The organism is Bacillus canaveralius (assembly GCF_002860125.1).
GTDB lineage: Bacteria > Bacillota > Bacilli > Bacillales > Cytobacillaceae > Bacillus_BJ > Bacillus_BJ canaveralius.
In genome coordinates this window covers 55,587-80,402 of sequence record NZ_PGVA01000003.1, presented here as the reverse complement: position 1 = coordinate 80,402, position 24,816 = coordinate 55,587, and the positions used below count along the sequence as shown (strand labels likewise).

Here is a 24,816-nt window from a genome sequence, read left to right as displayed (position 1 = left end):
ACAATTCTCCTTTTTCCCCTATGTAAAAATCAGGGAATCCCCTGATGGTAGAATTTTCATTTATCTAGTAAACTAAGCTACCATATACCACTAATACATCATGATTATGGAGGAAATGTAAATGAAATGGACAATTGGTAAAAAGTTGATTGGCGGATTTTTATCTGTGGCAGCTTTACTAGGATTTATCAGTGGAATTTTTTATTACTCCTTGAACAAAACTGATAAATCTTATGATGATCTCGTCAATAGACGGGCAATTATTGCGCTTAATGCTAAGGAAATGCAGGCACTTGCATTGGAACAAACTAATTTTCTGCGAGGTTACCTGATCACGGGCGATGCAGAAAACATCAATAAGCTACAAGAAGCAAATTCAGAAATGGACAAGCTGATTGACGAAACAAACGATCTAGTTGTTCTCAAAGACTTTAAAAAAACTTTAAATGATCTGACGGATCATAATACTGAATTTAAGTCGAGGTATGAAAAATTACTCAAATTGCCTCAAGAAGATAATCAGGTCCTTGTCGATTTTTTTCTTAGTGACGTATTTCCGATCGGCAAGGAATTGGCGCCGCAAGCAGAATCGATTGCCAATGGCCAAAGAGAAATCATGGATACATCAGCAATAGAGACAAGCGAACAGGTTAAATCAACGCAGGTTTTGGTAGCGATATTAAGTGTTATTGCATGTGTGGGAGCAGTTGTTATTGGAGTCTTCTTGTCAAGAATGATTTCCAAACCAATCCAAACCGTATCAACAGCATTAACCCAAGTCGCAGGCGGCGATCTGACCGTGGCGGAAATGAAGGTGAAATCACAGGATGAAGTGGCAGATCTGATGCTCGCGACGAATAAGATGGTTCAGGATCTTCGTTCTATATTGTCAAAAGTTCGAGACGCTTCAGTTCAAGTAGCAGCGTCCTCGGAAGAACTGACAGCAGGTGCAGAGCAAACGACAAAAGCGACCGAACAAATTGTGTCTGCCACCCAACAATTGGCAGCTGGATCAGAAAAACAATTGAGTTCCGTCTTTGAAACTGCGACAGCGGTCAATCAGATGTCAGAGGGGATACAGCAAATCGCTGTTAATAGTGAGGAAGTCACAGGCCTGGCGGAAAACGCCTCCGAGGCGTCTGCAGAGGGGGTCAACGCTGTTAAGTCAGTTTTGGAACAGATGAATGAAATTGATGTAACCGTCCAAGAAACAGCCACAATCATCGAAACTCTTGGTGATCGATCCAACGAGATTGGCAAGATTGTTTCGATGATCACCGAAATTGCCAGTCAAACTAATTTACTCGCATTGAATGCAGCGATCGAGGCTGCCCGGGCCGGTGAAATGGGAAGGGGGTTTGCGGTCGTAGCCGACGAAGTCCGTAAGCTTGCCGAAGAATCTGCAAGCTCTGCCCAACAGATTGCCGAATTGATTGGAAAAATTCAAACAGAAACTGAAAGCGCAGTCGAATCAATGAATCGCGGCACAGAAAAAGTGGCTGATGGCGTTGCCAGAACGCAACAGGTGAGCGAAACATTTATTGTTATTGAATCTGCCGTAGCAAATGTAACAGGAAAAGTGCAAGAAGTCGCGGCTACCGTTCAACAAATGTCTGCCGGCAGCCAACAAATTGTCAGCTCTATGGACGTGGTCAACAAAACAGCCGAGGAAAGCGCGAGTGCGAGCCAACAAACATCGTCTGCCAGCCAGGAATCTCTCGCGACGATGGAAGAGGTCTCATCTTCAGCACTGGCACTTTCTCAACTCGCTGAAGAACTGCAACTGACGATTGCCCAATTTAAGATTTAATGATGGACGAACATAATCGGGAAATAGATTAATAGCTAAAACAAGGACCCTTGGATATCGAGGGTTTTTGTTGTGCAAAAAATTTGAATCCGGTTGAGCCGCTTCGCGGATAATATGTTGTTGTTCGCGGATATATAATCTCGCCAGCTCGTCTGTGCTTCTTTCATTGGGATTATTGCTGTTTTGTAATATTGTCAGTAGGAAGAAACTCGTACATAGCTTGTTCTTTTATGAAATTTATTTAAAAAGAGAAAAGAACCATCTCTTCAGTCATATACATAACAGTGGAATAACTGTCCAAGTAGAAAAACAATGGTGGAGAGGTGGTTAACTATGTCAAATGGGAATTACCCCTATTTCGCGTATTATGGAAATCAACAATATCAAAACTATCCCCAGTATGTTCACGAGCGGCAGACAGTAAGGCCATTAGCCAGTTATCAGCCATATGGTTCATTATTCTCGCAGTTTCGGCCGATTCGTCCGTCGACTCAGGATCAATTGATTGTTCCAAGAGGTTATCAATACGATATTGTAGCTTCGTGGGGCGATGAATTGGGAAATGGTGAAAGATTTGGATTTAATAATGATTTTACCTGTTATTTTGGCGGAAATCCGAATGAAGGTTTACTTTGGGTGAATCATGAGTATATTGGAAATCTTAGTATGTATGTCTCCGGTTATCGCGAAGAACAGGGCAGGAGAACGAGAGAACAAATTGAAATCGAAAAGTATAATGTGGGCGGCTCGGTCATCCATATCCGCAAGACTCGCGACGGAAACTGGAGAATTGTAAAGGGTTCGAGATATAATCGGAGGATTACCGCCAATACTCCGATTGATCTGACTGGGCCCGCGAAAGGTGATCCTGCAGTAGGCGGAGTGTCTACGGTTATAGGAACCTTTGCTAATTGTTCGGGCGGAAAAACACTGTGGAATACGGTGTTCTCCTGTGAAGAAAATTATATGGATATGATTGAAGATTGGTCAACGGCAGAACAGGAGCGGAAGCCGGAGCAAGAAGCGACAGACACGACTGAATTGAATGCCACGCATTATGGCTGGGTAGTTGAAATTGATCCTTATAATCCTGCTTCGACACCGAAGAAGCATACATTCCTCGGCCGGTTTGCCCATGAAAATGCAGTCATGACCCTTGGCAGATCAGGTCACGTTGTCGTTTATACGGGTGATGATGCGAACGACCGGTGCGTCTATAAATTTGTTAGTGACGATGTGTACAGACCGGAACTAGGAAAAAAGAATAGCAGGCTTCTTGAAAAAGGCACGCTTTATGTAGCCGATATGGGTGCTAACGAATGGAGACCTCTTGATATTAACAAGAACCCTAAATTAAGAGAAAAGTATCAAACACAGGGCGAACTGCTGGTAAATACGCGTGATGCCGCCAAGCTCGTTGGTGGAACACCGCTTGATCGCCCTGAAGACATCGAAATCCATCCCCGCGATGGTTCCATCTACATTGCGCTTACGAATAATCTTGAACACGGCAATTATTACGGTCAAATCTATCGTCTCGTTGAAGATAATAACGATTCGGAAAGCACTTCATTTATGTATGAGATATTTGTATCAGGTGGACCGCAAAGCGGTTTGCCTGCCCGGACAACATGATGTTCGATCAAGCGGGAAATCTGTGGGTAACGACCGACATTTCCTCTGACAAACTGAACGAAGGGGTCTACGAGCCATTCGGAAATAACGGTTTCTTTATGATCCCGACAGAAGGGCCGAATCGTGGAAAAGCAATGCAGTTTGCCTCGGCACCGGTCGAGGCGGAATTAACGGGCCCATGGCTGGCGCCAGATGGCATGACATTGTTCCTGTCGGTCCAGCACCCCGGGGAGGAGACTGAGGATCCGAACAACCCACACAGCAGATGGCCCTATGGCGATATCCCGAGGCCATCTGTGGTCGCCATTTCACGTGTCTGAACTTAAATTTGAATAAAAGGCAAGCGGAGCTGGCTGTGAAGCTCCGCTTGTATCATTAATAACACATTTTATCATGAGCCTGAGATTTATCCTTGTTATCTGAATATAATTGTTGCACGTTCTCTTTTCGGAGCAATAATATCAATATACTACCATCAAAGCCAGGCTGAAAACTCTTCTTTTAAAACTGAATACATCATTATATCCTGATGGCTGCCTTTTACTAACATCGATTTCCTCAAAACGCCTTCAAACGACATTCCCGCCTTTTCCATGACCCTTGCTGAGGCTTTGTTGTCAACAAAGCATTGTGCTTGAATCCGCACTAAATCCATGTTAGTAAATCCAAATTTAATAATAGTTTTTGCCGCTTCAGTCGCAATGCTTTTACCCCAGTACTGCGGCGCCAGGACATAACCAATTTCTGCGCTTTTGTGGGCAGGTTTCCACCACACAAAATCAATTGTTCCAATCAATCTCCCGTTTTCTTTATATTGTATTCCCCATGGAGCAATTTTCTTGTTTTCATATTGTTGTAATACAAAGTCCAGAAATTGTTTAGTATCAGCGGAAGACAGATGAGTATCCCATGTTACATACTTCGAAACTTCTTGATTCGATCCATATGAATAGATATCTTCTAAATCTTCCAAGCTCAATTTTCTTAGGACAAGACGATCTGTCTCCAGAATAGGCAATTCTCCGTAAATATCTTCAATCTGCATAAAATTCACCTCTATCATTAATAGTTTCCTTATATATGAAATGTTTTTTTGCGGGTCATTTATTAGAGTCTAAATGCCATTACAATGACATGTAAAGGGCGAATATGTATTTCTGAAAAAAATCTTCATAATTATGTACAATGAACTGAAGGCGTAGCATTTAGAAACTATCGATGTTATTTTAGAAGTATAAGATTGTATGAAAATTATTTACAACGAAACATTTTTAAATGTTCACAAGATGGATGGATTTCTATTGATGGAAACGAAAATGATCTTGGGGTGAAAGCATTGGTTATGAATATTATTTATCCGATCATTATCTTTTTATTTTTATTACTGGTTGGAATTTTTGGGTTGAGGCTTATTCGGAATTTGAGAAAAAAATCGTAAATTGAATAAATGATCTTTACAAAAAAACAAGCTATTCATGTCAGAGCTTGTTTTTGTTTTATATAATTAATATAGTAGCTGCTACAGTCAACTCACTTAAACTGCCCATTTTGTAATGCGGTTTTTTGTGTTATTTTTAATATATATATGTTGGATATACGCTTTTCAGTAAAACAAGTTTCACTTAATTAATAAGCGATTTTTATTTGCATCATGGAACAATAAAACGTTTAAAAGACAAGGACGTGTCAGGGAAATGAATTCGATTTCAACTGTTGCTAAATATCTTACCGATACTGCGGACTCATTGGCTACTGAAATCTTGGATGAAATTCTCGATAAATTTGAATTTACAATTCCTGCAGAAGAAATTAAACAGGCAATTGTCGTTTATAAAGAGTTTATTGGAATTTTGGGAGAAGCTTTAACTTCAACGGATATTAAAATGCCTGAAGGGCTTATTGAGTGGAGCAAAAGAAACGGGGAGCGCGAAGCAGCTTTAATGGGCAGAATTTCGAGTATTATTCGGCGCTATCCCGATACAAGATTGGTGTTCAGTGAACGTATCAATAAAATCATCTTATCTTTTGGACTCTCTGCCGAAGATGTGATCTTTGTTAACAAACGCCTGAACTTGATGCTTGATGTCAGCATCACGGAAACGATTATCGCCTTTGAACGCCTCACTGATAATATTATAAAAAACAGACAGGGCCAGATCAACGAATTATCGGCGCCGATTGTTCCAATTCAAGAGGGGGTTGCTGTCCTGCCATTGATTGGTGCAGTTGATTTCGAAAGAGCTGAGCACCTTATAAATAAGGTTGTCCCGAAAATCCCCCAGCTAAGAGTGGAATGCCTGATCATTGATTTTTCTGGAATTGTGACAATTGATGCCGAAGTTGCAGGCCATATCTTTCACATTTATGATGTTCTTCGCTTGCTTGGGATCAATGTAATTATCACTGGGATACGCCCTGAATTAGCGACAAAAGTCGTTCATGGCGGAATTGATTTTTCGTCGTTCACGACCTATTCAAACGTGATGCAGGCGATTGAAAGTATCAAGTTAAATTAAAGGTCTTTTTATTCAATACATTCGATTATAAAAACAGCAAGGGACGGAAATCCCTTGCCGTTTTTATCAATAGGGGTACACCGCATAGCCACTAATGCTAATATCTTTGATCCAGACTTGTGCATTCTTGCCATCGCGATCGGCTATCCATAAATTACTGCTCTCATTTGCTTCTGTTTTTCTTAGCCATGCAACTTTTTTTAATGCGGGTACATAGTTTGGCAGATAATCACCGAGATCCGCTGGGGGATTGGTGATTTTCGTTTGTTCTTGTCCGATAATATTTATCAAGTACAAAGAAGGTTTCGGCCGCTCCTTGGGATCGTTTGACCACTCACTCTCTGGCACTCTTGAGACAATAAGAGAGTTGTCATTAACCCATGTAAATCCCAATTCAGCCTGACTGGCAGGAGTGAGGTTCAATGATTGATTTGAAGGGATTTCGGTGACCTTCATATCTTTGTTTTTAAAACCATCGACAATCCTCCCTCCGCCGGCTATATATCCTAACATATTTTTTTGGTCAGCCCATTTTGGATTATCTAAATTGAGGATCATTTCATCGATGACTGCAAAATCTTTTCCATCTGTATTGATTACACATAGCATATTACTATCCATCGACATCGATCCTGTCGGTGAGACAATAAACGAAATCCACTTATGATCGGGAGAAAATTCAAAGGTAGTGGCGTTAATTGACATAACACTTGCGCTGTCTTTGGAAAGCTCTTTAGGAATCGTGTAAAACCGTTTAGCGTTTTCCATAAGACTGGTGAGGTTCTTAAAGTCTTCCTTTAACGAAATTTTATAAAGAATCGGATTGGTCCAGCCATCAGGGCGAAGCGAAGCGCCAGATGATGCAATAAATCCTTTTCCATCTGGAAACCAATTAAAATCATCGACTCCCAAAGCGATATTATAGAATTTGTCTAAGTCTGAAATATTCAGGACACCCCTGCTCTGGAACGCAATAATATTTTCCTTTGGTGACCATTTCGGGCCAAATCCATCATAGAAAATTTTCTGATGTTTTTTCTCTGCTACGCTGTAAACCCATATTTCCGACTGAACTTTTTTGCAATCATTTATCGTGGCGATCACATCTTTTTGATACATGATCCACTTCCCGTCATGAGACCACTGTGGCGGGTACGGAAATTGGGCAGGTTCCTCTGTAACTTGTTCCTCTTTGCCGTTTATCTTTGTCCATAAATGCCCGTCCCTGAAAAAAGCCACTTTCACGTCGTCGTTCACAACTTCTGCTTGGGCAAATTCAGGTAAAAAAAGAATTACAGTCGCTACAATCAGCAATATTAATTTTTTCACATTCTCGCACCCCCGATTTATAAACTCATGATGTTATTTTCTACTATCGGGAAATGAATTATGAAAATAAAAAGGTGTCGGTATGTGCAAACGTTAATTTGAGGCTGCGTACGAGTGACCTAATTTGGTGCTTCACCACCTGGATGAAGGACTTTTCCCCAGCTCACTCTCCTTATTTATCATTTCCAGTGATTGGTCTAAAATTGAGTTACATGGAATTTTAGCTTTAACTGGGACATATGTCCTTTTGGTTTAATGCGCAATTGTATTTAATAGTAAACAATATCGTATTCCCGGAACAGAGAGAGGGATTTGATGAAAGAAATTGCTGATGAATGGTTATTAAAGTCGTATTTTAAAAGCCAAAACCTCCAAGAGATTTTTACCGAAAAGCTGATTGCGGATATGAAACTATTTTCATTTGAAAAGGGGGAAATTGTCTGTTCGGGTGGCGATACGTTAACCCATTTGTCTTTGCTTGTAGATGGCAAATTAAAGGTTTATACGATTTTGCCGAATGGAAAATCGTTATTACTGAGGTTTATCAACCCGCTCGGGATTATTGGCGATGTCGAATTAATGACCGGGTATGAAGTGAGGAACACCGTTGAATCTTTGAATGATTCGATAATGATTCGAATAAGTTTTGTAAAACTCCACGAATTTGCTGAAAATGAACCGAAATTTTTAAATTTCATCATTAAAAATTTAAGCCATAAATTATATACGCTTTCGAATACGACAAGTTTGAATCTTTTATATCCCGTCGAAAACAAATTTGCCAGCTATCTAGTCTCTACCATGGTTGATGAAAATAACTATGCCCATATAGAAGAATTGAAAACATCGAAATTAACTGAATTTGCGGAGCTGCTCGGAACCAGTTATCGACACTTGAATCGAGTGATTAATCAGCTTGTTTCAAAAGGGATCATTGAAAGAAAACGAGGAGCGATTTTGATAAAAGACGTCAATCAATTAATGATTTTATCAAAGGGAAATCTTTATGAATAAGGAAAGGAAGATTACATATGCTCGGTTTATTTTATTCAGTACTGGCTGGCATCTTTATTAGTTTGCAATCGGTCTTCAATACGAGAGTGAGTGAGAAACTAGGGTTGTGGCAGACAAACACAATCGTTCATGGCCTGGGATTCCTCGTGTCTTTGGCCGTATTTTTAATCATAAAGGATGGGACTATTCAAAGAATCAACGACGTTAATAAAGTGTATTTATTGGGAGGAGCATTCGGAGCCGTCGTCGTTTTCAGTGTCATGAAAGGAATAACGCTGCTTGGGCCTGCCTACTCGGTGTCGCTGTTGCTCGTTTCACAATTAATTATTGCGTTACTGATCGATTCCTTCGGTTTCTTTGGTATTGATAAAGTGCCGTTTACGGCCAATAAGCTGGTTGGGATCGCGATCATGATCCTGGGAATTTTCGTATTCAAACTGAAATAAACGTTTCATTTAAATTTGAAGGAGAGGATTATATGCCAGATCTGCAAACGTGGTTAACGGTTTTAGGTGCCGGCCTCTTAATCGTGCTGTCTCCTGGTCCGCAATGGGCGATTACTATTAAGACGAGCTTATCGTCAAAGAAACATGGTATTTCTACAGTCTTTGGGATGTGTTCCGGGAGCATGATCCATATTGCCTATTGTTTGATTGGAATCGGCGTACTCATTTCACAATCGATATTATTATTTAACATCCTGAAATGGCTTGGGGCCGGTTACTTAATTTATATGGGGTTGAAATCGCTTTTTACAAAAAAACATCAGACAGCTTTGCTTGACGACCGCGACATCGAAGTTAATCAACCCAATCGTTGGCAATTTTATCGGGTTGGCTTGCTAACCAGCCTGTTAAATCCAAAAGCAACTTTGTTTTATCTGTCATTATTCACTCAGGTGGTTGATCCGCAAACTTCGGTCTATACACAGTTGTTATATGGTTGTTCCGCAGTGGCTATAGAGATGATCTGGTACTCACTATTGGTAACTTTCCTAAGCCATAACCATATACGAAATCGGTTATCGGCAATGTCCATTTGGGTCCAACGAGTGTCTGGTGGCATCCTTATCTTGCTGGGAATTCGCCTTGCCATGTCCAAGACTGGAAACTAATGCAGTTAGAATGTTTTTCACGATCCTTTTGGCAATCGAATCGAAATTTTGGAATGGCTCAAGTAAGCGATAAATGATTCGGACCAGTATAATTGATAAAGAATAAAGTTATTGAAGGGACTCGTCGAGATGAACCAAAAAAAGAAAGCAACTGTACAATCTCCGAAAATTCCACTAGCAATTACACCGCTATTGATAAATGATGAACTGGAACAGGAAGAGCGGTATTTTAGTATGGCCAAAGTTACTGATTGTAAAATATATGCAGAAACGTCCGATAAAGTCATCTTTGAACAAGTCGTTTTCAACAATGTCTCCTTTGAAAACACCACTTTTAGAAACGTTGAATTCACGGATGTTATTTTTGAAAAATGTGACTTGTCTAATGTGGATTTTAGCGATGCGATTTTACATAAAGTTGAATTGAAGGAATGTAAAATGATCGGCGGCAATTTTTCAGCGTCGACCATGCGTAATGTTCTGTTTGAAAATTGTTTAGCAACCTATGCCGCATTTAGTTTTTCAAATAGCAAGCAAGTTAAATTCCAAAACTGCTTACTAACGAATGCTGATTTTTATGAGACAAAGCTAAAAAACGTCGAGTTTAATAAATGTAATCTTAATCAAGCTAATTTGGCGGGGACGGAATTAGCAGATATTGATTTAAGCAGCTGCTCATTCGAAAGCTTAGTTGTATCCTTTGATAAATTAGCTGGCTGTATCGTATCATCAGAACAAGCGATTGGTTTCTCAAAAGCTCTCGGCCTAATTGTAAAAGAATAACCCAATCTATTCCCAAGCACGAAAAAAGTGTTTATATGCATATGGATTCATAAGAAAGATCCTCATTCCAATTCTTAACAGGAGGATCATTTTCTATCTAGTCTAGGTCCTATCATCCTGTTAATCTATTCTTTTATCACTTATACTGAAGTTGGCATATAACCTATTTTACTTTAAAACGAGGGAGGTATAACATGAATTCCAAGTCGGCGCTTACGGGAACAGTGTTCCTTTCAAAACTCATCACCCAATATGCACATATCCACCAGAAGACAGTTGGGAAGACGGCCGATGAATATGTGCGGCAAATTGGGCTGCGGACAGGGGAATGGATTGAGAGTTTTTATGGTGATAAAGATGCGGCCTGGACAATTGATGAGTATGCGGAAGTGATCGTAGATCTGAAAAATTCGATTGGAGGCCACTTTTATATTTCAGCTGTTCATGAAGATCATGTGGTTGTGAAAGCAAAAGAGTGTCCTTTTGGGGAGGTTGTTAAGGATGCTCCTCATTTATGCAATATGACATCAAGCGTATTTGGAGGCATTGCTTCCCGTAAATTCGGATATGGAAAAGTAAGCTTAAGAAAAAGGATCGCCGTCGGGGATGAAGGATGTGAAGTAGCGGTCTACTTCCGTCCGGATAAGAGTGAGGAAGGTGACGTGTATGAAAACATTTCCCGCACACCGGATAATGGCGACCCTTTTAAATGGGAAGAGGATACGATTCTCCTTTTAAACGAACAGCTAAAGCAAAGCGACGAGCTCGTCATGAAACTTTTGAATGAATTGGAAGACCTACGGCAGCAAGTCAAACAGGAAATCTAGAAAATTGAACCATTACGACAATCTCCCAATGAATTGTACCTTTGCTTAATCGGGATCAAGGATCATCGAAATGTCGTCATCTGCATTATTTCCCCGGGAATTGAAAAAGCAGGCATAAAATGTTGTGGGAACAATCAAGATAAAGGAGTTATTCTCTTTTATTCGACAAATTATGTTAAGTTTTTCACAAAATTTTCATCTTTTTACCATAATCAAAGTGTTTATTGAGATAAAATGGTAGTGAGAGATACTTCCATTACTTTTTAATAAGAGAATTGAGCTTCCTTTTTAAATCGAAACAACAACTACCAATTTACAGCAGAACTTGAAAACGATGTATATCAAGAAATTGTGTCTAGCCCTAGATATATCGGGGTTCTTCTCGTGTTAAAATTGAGTGTTTTATCTGAACGTAGTGGGATATAAAAAGATAATAGAATGGGAATTTCAAAACCCGGTCAATCATTTTATCTGAACGTAGTGGGATACAAAAATCATTGGAACTGGCTATCTAGTGAGCACATTTTCCCTTTTATCTGAACAGAGTGGGTTGTAAAGTGTTATGTAATACCCCTGAGTATGCTGGAGCTATTAAGGGGATGGGAAGTTAGTGGCAATACCAAATACAAAAAAGTGGGCGGAGGATGTTTTTTGCGTATCAAAGGGTTAAATCATTTCTTGTTTTCTGTGTCGGATTTAGATAAGTCTATTGAGTTTTATCAAAATGTGTTTGGAGCCAAACTTTTAGTTTAGGGGAAGAGTACAGCCTATTTTGACTTCTTGGGGATGTGGCTTGCCTTAAACCTGGAAAAGGATATAGATAGAAGTGAAACAAATGATTACACCCATATTGCTTTTTCACTCGACGAAGACGATTTTGAAAAATTGTATGAACACTTAAAAAGCTTAAACGTAAATATTCTACCCGGCCGTAAAAGGGATGACCGGGACAAACAATCGATCTACTTTACAGATCCGGATGGCCATAGATTTGAATTCCATTCGGGTACACTACAAGACAGTCTTAATTATTATAAACAAACTAAATCCAACATGAATTTTTATATTTTACGAATTTTGAGCAATCATCCTGAAGCATCAGTCAATAATGATGCTTCTTTTTTTCACAGAAAGATACTGAGAAAAATAAGATAAATTGAAGCCTAACCTTTTAATGGTGTACTCGTATTATTGAATGAAAAATCCACCGTGCAAAATCCTGTTACAGCCTGTGTAAGGATAGGGAATCTTCGTCCATAATGATTCTCCCCCGAAAACAATCAACGGAAGCGGAAAATTCCACATTTGCACTAAGGTTTTTGTCCAATTAGTTTTAGGTTAGCTGAATAGTATAGGATTAAGCAAAGAGAAAGGGGTGTAAAACAGATGAATAAACCATGGTTCCGAAATAACGGTGGCGGAGACAATCGAAGCAGGAGCTGGTCAAGGTCCGATAGCGAGTCTGATGTTGATATTGATAACGAGAATGATTCCAGAAGCGACTCTGAAGTGGATTCCGAGGTGGAAACAGATAACAAGCTGAAAAATAGGAACTACAACAGGGCGGAAGCGAAGGTTGTCGACAGTGGAAACGCCAAAGTTCACATTGATGTCGATGTTGATTCTGAATCGAGAGCAAGAGCTCGCACTCGTGCCGATGCTGATGCTGATCAAGAAGCAGATCAAGAGCAAGACAACGACCAGGAGCAAGACTAACAATAATAAAATGATCTTTAACGAACCAGGGGTATATTCTTATACCCCTATTCTTAAATTAACTGGGATTTGAAATGAGGATTTTTATGAAACCACGAGGGATCAATTATCCATTTCGGGTTCGGGAACAGGAATCCCATCCCGATGAACAAAATGAGTCTGTTAATGAGTCTCAAATTACCCAGTCTTCCATTGGCGATAGCGGTAACTCAGATGTCGATGTAAATGTGAATGTGAATGTTGATACGATGCCAATTGCTATAGCCATTCTCTGTCAGGCCCTGGCAAACAAACAATTGTCGCAGCGAGAGTTTGAATCGGCGGTGAGTAATTTAGTGGAAATCACGGATAAGTATCGAGAAATACAGAAAGATCCAGAATCAAAAGTACAACTGTTCAATCGGAATGTTTGGAGAAGATAAAACTGTACAACGATCTTCTCCAAATACATAACGAGTTAATTTGGTTCAATATGGACATGGACATCGTAAACATCGTGCTCTTTTATTAATGCTTCTTCGACATTTGTCGATATATCATGGGCATTGCGGATATCCAAATTCGAATTTACAAAAATAATGATATCGACGACTATGTTATTCCCGTAATTCCGGGCTTTGATTGTTTTAATTCCCTTGACACCATAAATCGTTTGCACTGTTTCTTTATAGTCGTCAATTTTCTGCTCGTCAAAGCCATCGGTTAAATGATGGGAAGCTTCGCGGAAAATAACCCAAGCGGTTTTGCAAATCAATAAACCGACAATAACAGCAGTCAAAGGGTCCAGCCAGGCAAGGCCGAATTGTGAACCGACAATTCCAATAGCCGTTCCAATACTGACCCAGGCATCAGAAAGATTGTCCTTTGAGGCAGCCATTACAGACTGGCTGTTTATTTTTATTGCTAAATTTCTATTATAGCGATAAACCATATACATAACGACAGCACTCAGAAAGCCTGTCCACGCAGAAATCGGTGCAGGGGCCTGGTGATCTCCGGAAAAAACGGTTGTACCTGCACTATATAGAACTTGTATACCTACAGCCATCATAATAAAAGAAGCAAGTAAAGACGCAACCGTTTCCGATTTCCAATGGCCATAGGGATGATCTTCATCGGCAGGCCTTTGCGATAGTCTCAATCCTATTAAAACGGCGACCGATGCAATAATATCAGTTGAATTATTCAATCCGTCTGCCACTAAGGCTCTGGAGTCAGAGGTATATCCAATAAATAATTTCAAGGCAGAAAGGCAGAGATAAGCGATAATACTGATCATCGCTCCACGTTCTCCCATTTTTAAAGCAGTGTATTTGTCTTGATCCATGGCTAGTCCTCCATTTATAGTCCTTGCCTATCTTACCAAATGTTTCGCAAGTGGGTCTACAGCAACGTTTTTAATCTTCGCTATAAAAGTAACGGAAGTCAAAAAAAGTTTCGCTCAGCGAAAAAATAGGCGTTAGTCCACGAGGTGGACGGAAAATTTTTGTACTTCTATGACGTTCCTCAAATAATTACTTATCACTCACACTTGGTGTCCGCAAAGTTCCGGACGGCCCGACCGATGCTAAAGACATTGCGAATTTTAGTTGTATAGGTAAAATATAATTTCAAATCAAAACCAAAGAAGCATTTTTGGCTCTCCCTATACCAAAATACCAAGTACCTAGTCCGAATATCAGCGAGCAGGATATGCTTATTTCATTTCGATGACCATCAAAAAAGGGGAATTGCCAAAAGCAACCCCCTTTTCCTATAGGTAATTTATTTTGTAAGAGCCTTTACCACTTCATCCATCGTCATTTCATGGGCAATCAGGCCGTTAATTGTCCAATGGCTTGGATCATTCATTTCATAAACATGGTTTTGGGTGACTGCAGGGAGGCCCTGCCATATAGAGCTGTTCGCTAAAATTTCCAATCCTGGTTCGTTTTCTTTGCTCACAAGGAAAATATGATCTGCGTCCAACTCGGCTAGTTTTTCAAGTGAAATTGGATCCCACTGTACTCCTGCTTCAGGGAGACTCTCGACAAAAGATGGCTGTTGAATACCTAAATCATTATACAAAACAGTGGCGCTGTAGCGGTTATTTTCAAATAAATAGAATTGCTCACCCATTACCCAAATAATCGCCGCTGTTTCATCCCCAATTGCATCTTTTATTTTCGCTTTGGCTTCGGCGGCTTTTTCGTCATATTGAGCAAGTGTTTTCTCAGCATCATCTTCTTTATCAACAATCTTACCCATTTGTAGGAGCTGTTGGCGCCAATCTGCGTTCACTTCCTCTTTAAGTACAAAGGTCGGAGCGATTTTCAGATACTCTTCACGCTGCCCATTTTGAATCGCGGATGGGGAGCTGAACACGATGAGATCAGGATCATGGCTGATAGCTTGTTCTAATGGAAGATCGTAACTGACTTTCGGGACTCCTTTTAGTTGAGGCTGCAAATAATCGAGGACAGTATCTCCAATCGACCATTGAGCTGCGGGTGTAATACCAAGGGCTAACAAAGAATCCTCTAAATAAGGAGCAATAATGCGTTCGGGATCGGCAGGGATAGTAACCTCGCCAGTCGCATCCTCCAACGTACGTTCACCGTTGTTTTCTGCTGTTTTTCCCTCACCTGATTCAGATGTATTTGAATTGTCTTCGCTGCTGCAAGCAGCTCCTAGTGATATTAATAATACTAAACTAAAGACAAGTAAAATTCTTTTCTTAATCGAAAACATTTTTTTCCTCCCAGGTCTATTATTCAAAAGAGATTTATATGAAAATGATAATCACTTTCAAGTAGACTGTCAATATTCCGCTGCTATTAAAGATTTATTTTTGAAGAAAAAGTGAACAAATCTGTCAGCGGTGCAACATTAATGTATTCATGATTGAATAATTTTTAAGCCCTGTTATACTAATAGTATTGATAATAATTATCATTCTTAACTTAAAATTGGGTTACTTTTTGATATAGAATAACAGATTAACTTCTAAAGGATTAGCAATGGTCAGAGAGACTGGTGAAGCTGATAGTGGGAGAAGGAAGGGAATGTAAGACGGTTGAAGCGGAGCAAACGTTCTTTTTTACAAGCTGAGTCGAAAAAAGTACAGTCGCGTGTAATCAGCGGGATGTTCGTGCTTGTCGGCGGTTCTATCGCAATCGTTTTTGCGATTGTCCTTTCGGTTGTTTACGGGGCAGCAGATATAAATCTGTCTACTGTTTCTGCAGCTGTTTTTGCCTTTAATTCTGAATTGACATCCCACCAGATTATTCAGGAAATAAGGTTGCCGCGGGCAATCGCCGCAGCATTGGTAGGAGCATTTTTTGCCGTATCCGGGGCTGTTATGCAAGGGTTAACGCGCAATCCGCTCGCTTCCCCTTCGATTATGGGTGTTACGGATGGAGCAGCGTTTGCGCTTGTTGTTACGCTCGCTTTTCTTCCGTCAGCCACGATTGTTAGCCAATCCTTTTCAGCTTTTATTGGTGCAGGATTCGCGGTCCTGCTTGTTTTTATGATTGGTACTTTTTCAAAGGGTGGGCTAACGCCCGTTAAACTGGCGCTCGCGGGAGTTGCAGTAGGTGCGTTGCTGAGGTCGATTTCAACTGCAATTGGTCTCCACACTCAAGTGGCCAAAAACATCAGCTTTTGGTACGCAGGAGGGTTAGCCTCAACCAATTGGACTTCAGTATACATCCTGTTGATAGCCGGTGGAGCCGGGCTACTGCTTGCGATGCTAATCTCCCGTTCGATTACGATACTTAGCCTTGGAGAAGAGGTTTCAAAAGGGCTCGGGCAAAATACCTTGCTCGTTAAAGCACTCGGCATCATTGTTATTCTCCTTTTAACAGGCGCAGCGGTATCGGTGGCTGGAGCGGTCGGGTTTATCGGATTGGTTATTCCGCACATCACGCGCTTTTTGGTTGGTTCTGATTACCGTTGGATCATTCCGTCCTCCGCTGTGCTGGGCGGCCTTTTGTTAGTCCTCTCGGATGTAACAGCGCGGATGGTCAATGCTCCATTTGAAACGCCGGTTGGCGCGATCACAGCGGCAATTGGGGTTCCTTTTTTCCTTTACCTTGCTCGCGGGGAAAGGAGGGGATTGTGATGGATACACTGAAAAAAACAGGCAGAAGAAAATTTTTATTTACTTCGATTTTTCTGTCTATCCTCATTGTCGTTCTCTTTTTTATCAGCTTGAACATGGGGGTAGTCCGCATTGCTCCGCTGGATGTAATAAAAACTCTCCTCGGAATGGGGACGGAGCGGGACCGACTAATATTGGTCGATTTTCGCCTGCCCGGAATGGTTCTTGCCCTGTTAATTGGTGCAGGACTCGCTGTTTCGGGAGCGATTTTACAAGGCGTATCAAAAAATGAATTAGCTGACCCCGGTATATTGGGGATTAATACAGGAGCGGGATTTGCAGTCATCCTGTTTATCTTCTTTTTTCAAGGCTCAATGGCAAACTTAAGCACTTCCGGCGTGTTTATCATGCCGTTATTCGCTTTGTTTGGTGCTTTAGGAGCTGCATTGATTATTTACGTTTTGGCATGGAAAAAGGGGCTTGATCCGGTGCGGTTAATTCTGGTCGGAATTGGTGTTAATGCCGGGTTTGGCGCAGCAATTATCATTTTTCAGCTGAAAATGAATCCGCAGGATTTTATGCAGGCCGCTGTCTGGTTATCAGGTGATATTTGGGGAGCAAATTGGAAATTTGTATGGGCGCTGGCGCCGTGGATTCTTCTGCTAATCATTTATGCGGTTTATAAATCACATGCGTTAAATATTTTGAATTTAGGAGACCAGCTGGCGATTGGGCTTGGAACAAAAGTAGAACACGAACGGAGAATATTATTGGTTGTTGCGGTTGCACTCGCAGGTTTAATTGTGGCGGCCGGTGGGGGAATCGCCTTTCTCGGCTTGGTAGCTCCCCATATTGCCCGGCGAATGGTTGGACCGAAGCATCAGCTGCTCATCCCGATCACTAGTTTGCTCGGCGCTTTACTTTTGTTGCTGGCTGATACAATAGGGAAAAATATTCTTGCCCCTTCAGAAATTCCCGTTGGTGTTGTCGTTTCTATCTTAAGTGCCCCTTATTTTATCTACCTATTAATGAAAATAAAGTAAAAGGAGAGATGATCGTGGTTTCACTTTCAACTGAGAATCTGGAAATTGGCTATAGTGAAAAGGTGATCGTAAAGGATTTGAATTTGCGTATTCCGCCAGGAGAAATCACGACGATTATTGGTCCGAACGGGTGTGGGAAATCAACAATTTTAAAAACACTGGCCCGAATTCACGAGGCGAAAGCGGGTGTTGTTTACTTGGATGGCAAGATGATTCACAAAATGCCGACGAAAGAGATTGCGAAGAAGATGGCGATTTTGCCTCAATCACCCGAAGCTCCGACTGGATTAACGGTCTATGAACTCATTTCTTATGGGCGCTCACCCCATCAAAGCGGATTTGGGCGGTTAGCTGATAAAGACCGCCAAGTGATTGAATGGGCTTTGGGGGTAACAGGATTATTGCCATTGAGCCATCAAGCGGTTGATACACTTTCAGGCGGTCAGCGCCAACGGGCCTGGATTGCGATGGCGATTGCCCAGGAAACAGATCTCTTACTGCTAGATGAGCCGACAACATATCTTGATATGGCCCATCAGCTTGAGGTGCTAAAGCTTCTTGAGCTGTTGAATAAAGAACAGAATCGCACAATTGTGATGGTGATCCATGACTTAAACCATGCGGCTCGTTTTGCCCACCATATGGTCGCTTTGAACGGTGGGAGGGTGATTAAGGAAGGGGCTGCTGTAGAGATCATGACTTCAGAAGTTTTAAAAGATGTATTCCACATTGATGCAGAGGTCGTTCAAGATCCGCGAACGCAAAAACCTGTCTGTCTTTCATATGATTTATTGGATAATCCACGATTATCAAAAGAAGCAGCCAGTTTCTAGGAGGAAAAAACAATGGTACAATGGCATCAATTGTATGATGTAACGATCATTGGCGGTGGGCCGGTTGGTTTGTTTGCGGCTTATTACTGTGGAATGCGTGAAATGAACACGAAAATCATCGAATTTCTGCCCCATCTGGGAGGAAAAGTGTCGTATTTTTATCCAGAGAAGATGATTCACGATATTGGGGGTATTCCCCAAATTTCTGGTGAAAATTTCATCAAGCAGCTTGAACAGCAGGCGAAAACCTTCGATCCGACAATTATCTTAAATCAGCAGGTAACTGAATTAACAAAGCAAGAAGATGGAACGTTCGTTTTAACAAGCCAGTCCGGTGAGAAACATTATACCCGCACGATCATTTTGGCAACTGGTTTCGGGACTTTGAAAACTGTCAAACTCGACGTTGAAAATGCAAATGACTATGAGGGTAAAAGCCTTCATTATTCAGTAGATAAGATCGATTATTTTAGGGATAAACATGTTTTAATATCGGGTGGAGGCAACTCCGCTGTTGATTGGGCGAACGCACTGGAACCAGTTGCCAGGAAAGTGACCGTCGTTCATCGACGCGATGAGTTCGGCGGCCTTGAATGCAACATAACAGCGATGAGAAACTCTTCTATTTCAATAATGACTCCATACACTGTAACAGCCTTGACTGGAGAGGCCGGACAACTTTCGAGCGTAACGGTGTCCAGGCTGGGAACAAGTGCAACAGAAGAAATCATCGTGGATGAACTTCTTGTGAACCATGGCTTTGATATCGATCTTGGTCCCATCAAGAATTGGGGCCTGGAGATTGAGAACGGCACGATTAAAGTTGATCGAAATATGAAAACAAGTATCGATGGGATTTTTGCCGCCGGAGACGTTGTGAACTATACTCATAAGCTAAAATTAATAGCCGGCGGATTCGCGGAAGGACCGACAGCTGTTAATAGCGCTAAAGCATACCTCGAACCGGAACAAGACCTTATTGCTCTTTACTCCACCCACCACCATGATGAACTGCTCCGAAAACATAAAAAACTTGCAAAGGCTTAAATAACCCGCAAAACACCGAATTTTTTGATTGGTGTTTTGCGTTTAGGTTTTTTAACAAAGTATAAGGAAAGTGAGACTATGAACACCCCTGCGAAAAGATAGAGGTGTATTCGGCTCTGAAGTGTAAAAAGGATTTAATATTCATTTAGAAACATCGTTCGACTCAGTTTGAAAGTACAAGAACCCTGATCCGGGTTCTTTTTACAATCTTACCGTCTATCTTCTGCTCTGTAACCATCCGCTTTCAACTTTTCGACTGCCTGGATCGCTTCGAGCTCTGATTCGTAAGAAGCGATTACACGTTTAGTGTGGTTTACCATCGTTTCTTCCTCCTCTTCCGTTTCGACTATATTAAATGTATACCCTTGCAACAGCAGAACTAACAAACAACCCATTAAAAAAGCTGCCAGTTTCGGCAGCTTTGCTGTTTATATATTTAAAAATTTTACACAAACCGGGTCGGGAACGGTGACATCCGCTTGCAGGAGCTTCAGCTTACCCGACGCTTCGTCCCGGACAAATAACACGAGATTGCTTGTATTTTGATTGGAAGCGACAAGGAATTTTTCTGTTGGATCTAACACAAAATCGCGCGGCCAGTCTCCCTCCGTTGAGGTATGCTCGACAAACGTGAGTTCACCCGTATCTGCATTGACGCTGAAAACGGCGATGCTGTTGTGCCCCCGGTTAGCGGCGTATACGAAGCGGCCATCAGAGGAGATATGAATAGCGCTTCCCTGATTGTTCTCGGTAAAGTCGTTCGGAATTGTTGCAATATATTGCAGTTCAGTAAAGCTGCCGTCCTGTTCATTGTATTGAACAACAATTACTTCGGAACTGAGCTCTGTCATAATGTATGCATATTTTTGGTTTGGATGGAACACAAGATGTCTTGGCCCGCTTCCCGCTTTGACCGATAAACTGTTTACTTCAGTCAGTACCCCGTTGTTTTCTTTATAAGTAAGGACTTTATCAATGCCTAAATCGACTACAGCGATATACTTCCCGTCAGGTGTAAAGTCGGCGTAATGCGTATGCGGCTTTTCCTGGCGCTCTTTGTTAGGACCAGTGCCTTCAAATTGGATAATGGATGAGGCAGGTTGAACGGCTCCATTCTCTTTGTTGAGCAAAAATGATTCGAGCGTTCCTTTATGATAGTTTGCAGTCATGACCAGGCGGTGTTCGCTGTCAACGCTAAGATGGCATGGAGGTGATCCTGCGCTTACCTGGCTGTTGATTGGTTGTAATTTCCCAGTTTCGCCAGTCACTTTAAAAGCAGCAACTCCGCCCGCTTCTCCTTCTTTTACAACTGAATAAAGGAATTGATTATCCTTGCTGATCGTTAAATATGTAGGGTTGTCCAGCTCAGCGGCAGCAGTTACCCCGCTGATTTCGGCTTGGGCTGTATCCAATGCAAAAGTATAAATTCCCTTGCTGTCACCTTTTGTATACGTTCCGACATAGCCAATAAGCTTGCTGCGATTCGTCATCTTAGCTCCTCCTTCAATTAAATGCATTGGTTTCATTATATCACGAGCAAATGATTACGGTTAAAAATCGGGTGTCTGGCGAAACGAAGTTTGGTGGGTTTACTTTTACAGCCGTACAGATGGTGGTTGCAGGATTGATATTAATTTTGGCGAATATGGAAATATAGATTTTAAGAAGATGCAAAGGTTTAGTTGAGTTTCAAGACAATTTATGCATAAAAAAGAAGGAGTAAAAATCGTGAATATTAACTTAGCAGGTAAAAAAGCAATTATCAGCGGATCAACGACAGGAATAGGATATGCGATTGCAAAAGGTTTAGCTGAAGCTGGCGCAACTGTGCTTATTAACGGGCGCAGCGCGAAAGGCGTGGAGGAAGCTGTCGCGCGGCTTCATGATGAAGTCGTGAAAGCAGAGGTAACGGGTTTTGCGGCTGATTTGAGCAAGAGTGCGGAAGCGAGCCGGTTAATGGAATATTGGCCGGAAGCGGATATTCTCGTTAATAACATCGGTATATTTGAACCCAGGCCTTTTTTTGAAATCGATGACGAGGAATGGGAGCAGTATTTTCAAGTAAATGTGATGACTGCTGTCCGGCTTACGCGCTATTATGCAGCAGGAATGGTTGAGAGAGGCTGGGGGAGAGTGCTTTTTAACGGAAGCTCGACAGGCGGGTTTTTTTCGGGAGAAATGGTTCACTACGGGGCAACCAAGGCAGCGATATTGGGATTGTCGAGGGGAGTCGCCGAAAGCACAGCAGGGAGCGGTGTAACGGCTAACACATTTCTGCCCGGGCCCACCCGCACTGAAAAAGTCGAGGAGCATTTTAAATCAGCGGCAGCCGAATTGGGACAGACATTTGAAGAAATTGAGAAGGATCTATTTGAAAAAAGCCTTCCAAGCTCATTGGTAAAGCGCTTCGTTTCCGGCAAAGAGGTAGCAAATCTGGTTGTATTTTTAGCATCAGAACAAGCAGCTGCGATAACCGGAACAGCCATGCGCGTTGATGGGGGTATCGTTCGGTCGATTTTGTAAGTCAGAGTTCCACGAATAGAAACGAGAGAACCACCCTGAATGATATGGGTGGTTCTTGATTAGATTAGGAAGTTAACTGGAATGTGTAGATACAATGTCGTAATCGCAAGTGTGGTTTTTGCAAATTCAGGCGTTTGTTATCCATCTCCGAATACAGCTACTCTGCTTCAGTTAACTCTCCAATCTCAACTACGTTGGTCTCTTTGAGCGGCCCTCTCATATGAACTGTTGCTGTTCGGCCGTCCTCATTCACCTCGTCAATCCAGACTGAAATATTATGATATTTCACTTCAATATCAGCTGGAGAAGATAGAATTTGTTTAACCCGATTTAGATCCATTAGTTCGCCTCCTCATATTATTTGTTATTTTTTCAATAAGGATGAATTTTATGCCTTTATCACTGAAATTGATATTTGCCGTTTATGATGGAAAACTCGGAATTTATGAGCAAACGGCAGCCCGAATGACACGGCCAGTCCGCGAAGAATGAGAATAAATGCCTGGTTGACGATCGAAGCGGCTGCACCAAGCTGATCCAGTGCCATGAATACAGATATGGCGATAAACGCATACTTTGAAATGGAAGCAAGAATGGTAAGTTCGGAGCATGAAGGATGCTGTCAAGCATGTACTGAACACTGAACAATGGTTTAACCTGGGAAAGAATCAGGAGGGGTTGTGTGAGCGCAGATCGAAAAATAAAAGTTAACATCATTCATGCAGCCGTTTTCTTTCTCTGGTGCAAGACGTATTTAGCCTATAAATACAGCTTCGAATTGAGCGGCGAAAATCTAATGCAGGAATATATTTTAATTTTAAACCCACTAAGCTTTTTGATGATTGGCGCGGGAATTGGCCTGTTTTTTACTGGCAGGAAACGAAACTATTTTGTGCTCATTTTCCATGCTTTCATATCGGTCGTTCTATATGCGAACGTGGTGTATTACCGCGAGTTTTTCGATTTCATCACGATTCCTTTATTAATGCAGAGGAGCAATTTCGCCGATTTGGGAACGAGTATCAGGGAATTGGTTAACTTGACTGATATTTTTTATTTCTTGGACACTGTCTTCCTCGCATATCTTGTTGTTCGAAAGCCTGTTCTCCTTTCACTGGAAGGTTATTCACGGCCCCAAAAAACAGCTTTCTATTATATAGCAGCAGCACTTGCGTTCTTAAACTTAAGCCTGGCCGAAACGCAGCGGTCTGAATTATTGACACGGACGTTTGACAGGGAAATTCTTGTGAAAAATATTGGGACATATCATTACCATATTTACGATGCTTTTCTCCATACAAAAGCAAAAGCACAGCGGGCAATGGCTGATGGGGATGAATTGAGTGATATAGAAAATTTTACTCAAGCCCGCTATAAACAGCCCACAGCAACTTTGTTCGGAATTGGCAAAGGAAAGAACCTGATTGTCGTTTCGCTTGAATCGACCCAAAGCTTTGTTATTGGCCAGAAGGTTAATGAACAGGAAATCACTCCTTTCTTAAATGACTTTAAGGAGGAAAGCTTCTATTTTGACGAGTTTTATCATCAAACTGGACAGGGAAAAACGTCTGATTCTGAATTTCTGCTCGATAATTCACTGTATCCGTTAAGCAGGGGAGCTGTGTTTTTTACTCATGCTGATAACCGTTATTATTCGATGACTGAAAAATTGAAGGAAAAAGGATATTTTACGGCCACATTGCATGCCAATAATAAAAGCTTTTGGAATCGCGATGTGATGTACGGGAATTTAAAATATGACCGTTTTTATTCTCTGCTCGATTATCAAGTCACAGCGCAAAATTCGGTTGGATGGGGAATGAAGGATATCGATTTTTTCTATCAGTCGGTTCAGCATATGAAGCAAATGCCCCGTCCTTTTTACACAAAGTTCATTACACTGACGAACCATTTTCCGTTTGAGCTCAAGCCCGAGGATCGGTTGATCGATGAATACCACTCTGTGAGCGGGACATTAAATCGTTATTTTCCGACTGTACGTTATACAGATGAAGCCATAAAGCTTTTTATAGAAGATTTAAAAAAGGAAGGTTTATACGAAGACTCCATTCTTGTTTTGTATGGAGATCATTATGGGATTTCGGAGAACCATCATGAGGCGATGGGACAATTTTTGGGAAAGGAAATCACCCCGTACGAGAACATCAGACTGCAGCGGGTCCCTCTATTTATTCATATACCTGGTATTAAAGGCGGTACGATTTCTTCCATCTCCGGCCAAGTGGACTTGCGTCCAACGTTGTTGCATTTACTGGGCATTGAAACAAAAGAAGATATCCAGTTTGGTACGGATCTTTTTTCGAAGCAGCGGGATCAATTTACCGTTCTCCGCGATGGAAGCTTTATCTCGAACGATTTTATTTTTACAGGAGGCAATTGCTATCAGAAGGATACAGGTATAGTCATCGAAAAAGCAAGCTGTGAACCAATTATCGAACAGGCAAAACAGGAGCTCGAGTATTCAGATCAAATCATTTATGGAGACTTGCTTCGCTTTTATCAAAAATAGTGCGAGGGTCATAAA

21 protein-coding genes and 3 pseudogenes are annotated in these 24,816 nt (G+C 41.4%); 17 read left to right on the top strand and 7 right to left on the bottom strand.

The genetic code is table 11. The features are described 5' to 3' along the window. Positions 1-121 precede the first annotated feature (121 nt). Positions 122-1,810, top strand: a complete 1,689-nt coding sequence (locus tag CU635_RS01795; RefSeq protein WP_101575449.1) for a methyl-accepting chemotaxis protein — start codon at positions 122-124, stop codon at positions 1,808-1,810. Between the two features lie 312 nt (positions 1,811-2,122). Further along, positions 2,123-3,765, top strand: a pseudogene (locus CU635_RS01790) (PhoX family protein). A gap of 155 nt (positions 3,766-3,920) precedes the next feature. Here the strand turns inward: CU635_RS01790 and CU635_RS01780 are convergent. Beyond that, positions 3,921-4,490: a GNAT family N-acetyltransferase gene (locus CU635_RS01780; RefSeq protein ID WP_101575446.1), complete on the bottom strand. Its 570-nt coding sequence runs from the start codon at positions 4,488-4,490 to the stop codon at positions 3,921-3,923. Between the two features lie 649 nt (positions 4,491-5,139). Here CU635_RS01780 and CU635_RS01770 point away from each other — a divergent pair. Next, entirely contained in the window at positions 5,140-5,961 is an 822-nt protein-coding gene (locus CU635_RS01770; protein WP_101575444.1) for an STAS domain-containing protein, read from the top strand. Positions 5,962-6,027: 66 nt separating this feature from the next. Here CU635_RS01770 and CU635_RS01765 read toward each other — a convergent pair whose 3' ends face one another. Next, positions 6,028-7,290 carry a TolB family protein gene (locus CU635_RS01765; RefSeq protein ID WP_101575443.1) on the bottom strand — a complete coding sequence of 421 codons (1,263 nt, stop codon included), beginning with the start codon at positions 7,288-7,290 and terminating at the stop codon, positions 6,028-6,030. Positions 7,291-7,605: 315 nt separating this feature from the next. Between CU635_RS01765 and CU635_RS01760 the strand changes: the two genes are divergently transcribed. The 8 genes and pseudogenes from CU635_RS01760 to CU635_RS23165 all read left to right on the top strand — a co-directional run bounded on the left by CU635_RS01760 (position 7,606) and on the right by CU635_RS23165 (position 13,166). Further along, positions 7,606-8,304: a Crp/Fnr family transcriptional regulator gene (locus tag CU635_RS01760; RefSeq protein ID WP_101575442.1), complete on the top strand. Its 699-nt coding sequence runs from the start codon at positions 7,606-7,608 to the stop codon at positions 8,302-8,304. A 17-nt stretch (positions 8,305-8,321) separates the two neighbouring features. Continuing rightward, on the top strand, positions 8,322-8,750 hold the full coding sequence (locus CU635_RS01755) for a DMT family transporter (protein WP_101575441.1): 429 nt from the start codon (positions 8,322-8,324) through the stop codon (positions 8,748-8,750). Between the two features lie 32 nt (positions 8,751-8,782). Continuing rightward, entirely contained in the window at positions 8,783-9,418 is a 636-nt protein-coding gene (locus CU635_RS01750) for a LysE family translocator (protein WP_101575440.1), read from the top strand. A gap of 129 nt (positions 9,419-9,547) precedes the next feature. Then, positions 9,548-10,201 (top strand): pentapeptide repeat-containing protein, encoded by a 654-nt coding sequence (locus CU635_RS01745; RefSeq protein ID WP_101575439.1) that lies wholly within the window; start codon positions 9,548-9,550, stop codon positions 10,199-10,201. A 194-nt stretch (positions 10,202-10,395) separates the two neighbouring features. After that, on the top strand, positions 10,396-11,028 hold the full coding sequence (locus CU635_RS01740) for a methanogen output domain 1-containing protein (RefSeq protein WP_101575438.1): 633 nt from the start codon (positions 10,396-10,398) through the stop codon (positions 11,026-11,028). Positions 11,029-11,679: 651 nt separating this feature from the next. Beyond that, positions 11,680-12,093 (top strand): annotated as a pseudogene (fosB, locus tag CU635_RS01735) (metallothiol transferase FosB); the annotation flags it as partial. Positions 12,094-12,414: 321 nt separating this feature from the next. Further along, positions 12,415-12,744, top strand: coding sequence for a hypothetical protein (locus CU635_RS01730; RefSeq protein WP_101575437.1), 330 nt, complete (start codon positions 12,415-12,417; stop codon positions 12,742-12,744). 86 nt (positions 12,745-12,830) lie between these two features. Continuing rightward, positions 12,831-13,166, top strand: a complete 336-nt coding sequence (locus CU635_RS23165) for a hypothetical protein (protein WP_180955746.1) — start codon at positions 12,831-12,833, stop codon at positions 13,164-13,166. Between the two features lie 35 nt (positions 13,167-13,201). On the opposite strand, the gene CU635_RS01720 is transcribed toward CU635_RS23165, so the two are convergent. Further along, positions 13,202-14,071, bottom strand: a complete 870-nt coding sequence (locus CU635_RS01720) for a cation diffusion facilitator family transporter (RefSeq protein ID WP_101575436.1) — start codon at positions 14,069-14,071, stop codon at positions 13,202-13,204. A gap of 437 nt (positions 14,072-14,508) precedes the next feature. Then, complete coding sequence (locus CU635_RS01715) at positions 14,509-15,474, bottom strand: ABC transporter substrate-binding protein (protein ID WP_101575435.1); 966 nt, start codon at positions 15,472-15,474, stop codon at positions 14,509-14,511. A gap of 394 nt (positions 15,475-15,868) precedes the next feature. On the opposite strand from CU635_RS01715, the gene CU635_RS01710 reads away from it, so the two are divergent. Genes CU635_RS01710 through CU635_RS01695 form a run of 4 tightly spaced genes read left to right on the top strand, consistent with a single transcriptional unit; the run spans position 15,869 to position 19,748 of the window. After that, positions 15,869-16,846 (top strand): FecCD family ABC transporter permease, encoded by a 978-nt coding sequence (locus CU635_RS01710; protein WP_101575507.1) that lies wholly within the window; start codon positions 15,869-15,871, stop codon positions 16,844-16,846. Next, on the top strand, positions 16,846-17,868 hold the full coding sequence (locus tag CU635_RS01705) for a FecCD family ABC transporter permease (RefSeq protein WP_101575434.1): 1,023 nt from the start codon (positions 16,846-16,848) through the stop codon (positions 17,866-17,868). Before CU635_RS01710 ends, CU635_RS01705 begins: the two co-directional genes overlap by 1 nt. Positions 17,869-17,882: 14 nt before the next feature. Further along, entirely contained in the window at positions 17,883-18,701 is an 819-nt protein-coding gene (locus CU635_RS01700) for an ABC transporter ATP-binding protein (protein WP_101575433.1), read from the top strand. A gap of 12 nt (positions 18,702-18,713) precedes the next feature. Beyond that, positions 18,714-19,748, top strand: a complete 1,035-nt coding sequence (locus CU635_RS01695; RefSeq protein ID WP_101575432.1) for an NAD(P)/FAD-dependent oxidoreductase — start codon at positions 18,714-18,716, stop codon at positions 19,746-19,748. Positions 19,749-20,176: 428 nt separating this feature from the next. Here CU635_RS01695 and CU635_RS01690 read toward each other — a convergent pair whose 3' ends face one another. Further along, on the bottom strand, positions 20,177-21,238 hold the full coding sequence (locus CU635_RS01690; RefSeq protein ID WP_101575431.1) for a lactonase family protein: 1,062 nt from the start codon (positions 21,236-21,238) through the stop codon (positions 20,177-20,179). Positions 21,239-21,476: 238 nt separating this feature from the next. On the opposite strand from CU635_RS01690, the gene CU635_RS01685 reads away from it, so the two are divergent. Further along, positions 21,477-22,271, top strand: coding sequence for an SDR family NAD(P)-dependent oxidoreductase (locus CU635_RS01685; protein ID WP_101575430.1), 795 nt, complete (start codon positions 21,477-21,479; stop codon positions 22,269-22,271). 157 nt (positions 22,272-22,428) lie between these two features. Here the strand turns inward: CU635_RS01685 and CU635_RS01680 are convergent, their stop codons facing one another. After that, on the bottom strand, positions 22,429-22,611 hold the full coding sequence (locus CU635_RS01680; RefSeq protein WP_101575429.1) for an H-type small acid-soluble spore protein: 183 nt from the start codon (positions 22,609-22,611) through the stop codon (positions 22,429-22,431). 111 nt (positions 22,612-22,722) lie between these two features. Continuing rightward, positions 22,723-22,875 (bottom strand): annotated as a pseudogene (locus CU635_RS23700) (mechanosensitive ion channel); the annotation flags it as partial. 78 nt (positions 22,876-22,953) lie between these two features. On the opposite strand from CU635_RS23700, the gene CU635_RS01675 reads away from it, so the two are divergent. Continuing rightward, positions 22,954-24,801 (top strand): LTA synthase family protein, encoded by a 1,848-nt coding sequence (locus tag CU635_RS01675; RefSeq protein ID WP_245917266.1) that lies wholly within the window; start codon positions 22,954-22,956, stop codon positions 24,799-24,801. Positions 24,802-24,816 lie beyond the last annotated feature (15 nt).

Bases quoted from the DNA above. Each gene is read 5' to 3' on its own strand.
- CU635_RS01705 (WP_101575434.1), top strand. From the start codon at position 16,846: ATGGATACACTGAAAAAAACAGGCAGAAGAAAATTTTTATTTACTTCG.
- CU635_RS23165 (WP_180955746.1), top strand. From the start codon at position 12,831: ATGAAACCACGAGGGATCAATTATCCATTTCGGGTTCGGGAACAGGAA.
- CU635_RS01720 (WP_101575436.1), bottom strand. From the start codon at position 14,071: ATGGATCAAGACAAATACACTGCTTTAAAAATGGGAGAACGTGGAGCG.
- CU635_RS01710 (WP_101575507.1), top strand. From the start codon at position 15,869: ATGTTCGTGCTTGTCGGCGGTTCTATCGCAATCGTTTTTGCGATTGTC.
- CU635_RS01770 (WP_101575444.1), top strand. From the start codon at position 5,140: ATGAATTCGATTTCAACTGTTGCTAAATATCTTACCGATACTGCGGAC.
- CU635_RS01760 (WP_101575442.1), top strand. From the start codon at position 7,606: ATGAAAGAAATTGCTGATGAATGGTTATTAAAGTCGTATTTTAAAAGC.
- CU635_RS01730 (WP_101575437.1), top strand. From the start codon at position 12,415: ATGAATAAACCATGGTTCCGAAATAACGGTGGCGGAGACAATCGAAGC.
- CU635_RS01745 (WP_101575439.1), top strand. From the start codon at position 9,548: ATGAACCAAAAAAAGAAAGCAACTGTACAATCTCCGAAAATTCCACTA.
- CU635_RS01695 (WP_101575432.1), top strand. From the start codon at position 18,714: ATGGTACAATGGCATCAATTGTATGATGTAACGATCATTGGCGGTGGG.
- CU635_RS01690 (WP_101575431.1), bottom strand. From the start codon at position 21,238: ATGACGAATCGCAGCAAGCTTATTGGCTATGTCGGAACGTATACAAAA.
- CU635_RS01750 (WP_101575440.1), top strand. From the start codon at position 8,783: ATGCCAGATCTGCAAACGTGGTTAACGGTTTTAGGTGCCGGCCTCTTA.
- CU635_RS01715 (WP_101575435.1), bottom strand. From the start codon at position 15,474: ATGTTTTCGATTAAGAAAAGAATTTTACTTGTCTTTAGTTTAGTATTA.
- CU635_RS01795 (WP_101575449.1), top strand. From the start codon at position 122: ATGAAATGGACAATTGGTAAAAAGTTGATTGGCGGATTTTTATCTGTG.
- CU635_RS01780 (WP_101575446.1), bottom strand. From the start codon at position 4,490: ATGCAGATTGAAGATATTTACGGAGAATTGCCTATTCTGGAGACAGAT.
- CU635_RS01740 (WP_101575438.1), top strand. From the start codon at position 10,396: ATGAATTCCAAGTCGGCGCTTACGGGAACAGTGTTCCTTTCAAAACTC.
- CU635_RS01755 (WP_101575441.1), top strand. From the start codon at position 8,322: ATGCTCGGTTTATTTTATTCAGTACTGGCTGGCATCTTTATTAGTTTG.
- CU635_RS01680 (WP_101575429.1), bottom strand. From the start codon at position 22,611: ATGGATCTAAATCGGGTTAAACAAATTCTATCTTCTCCAGCTGATATT.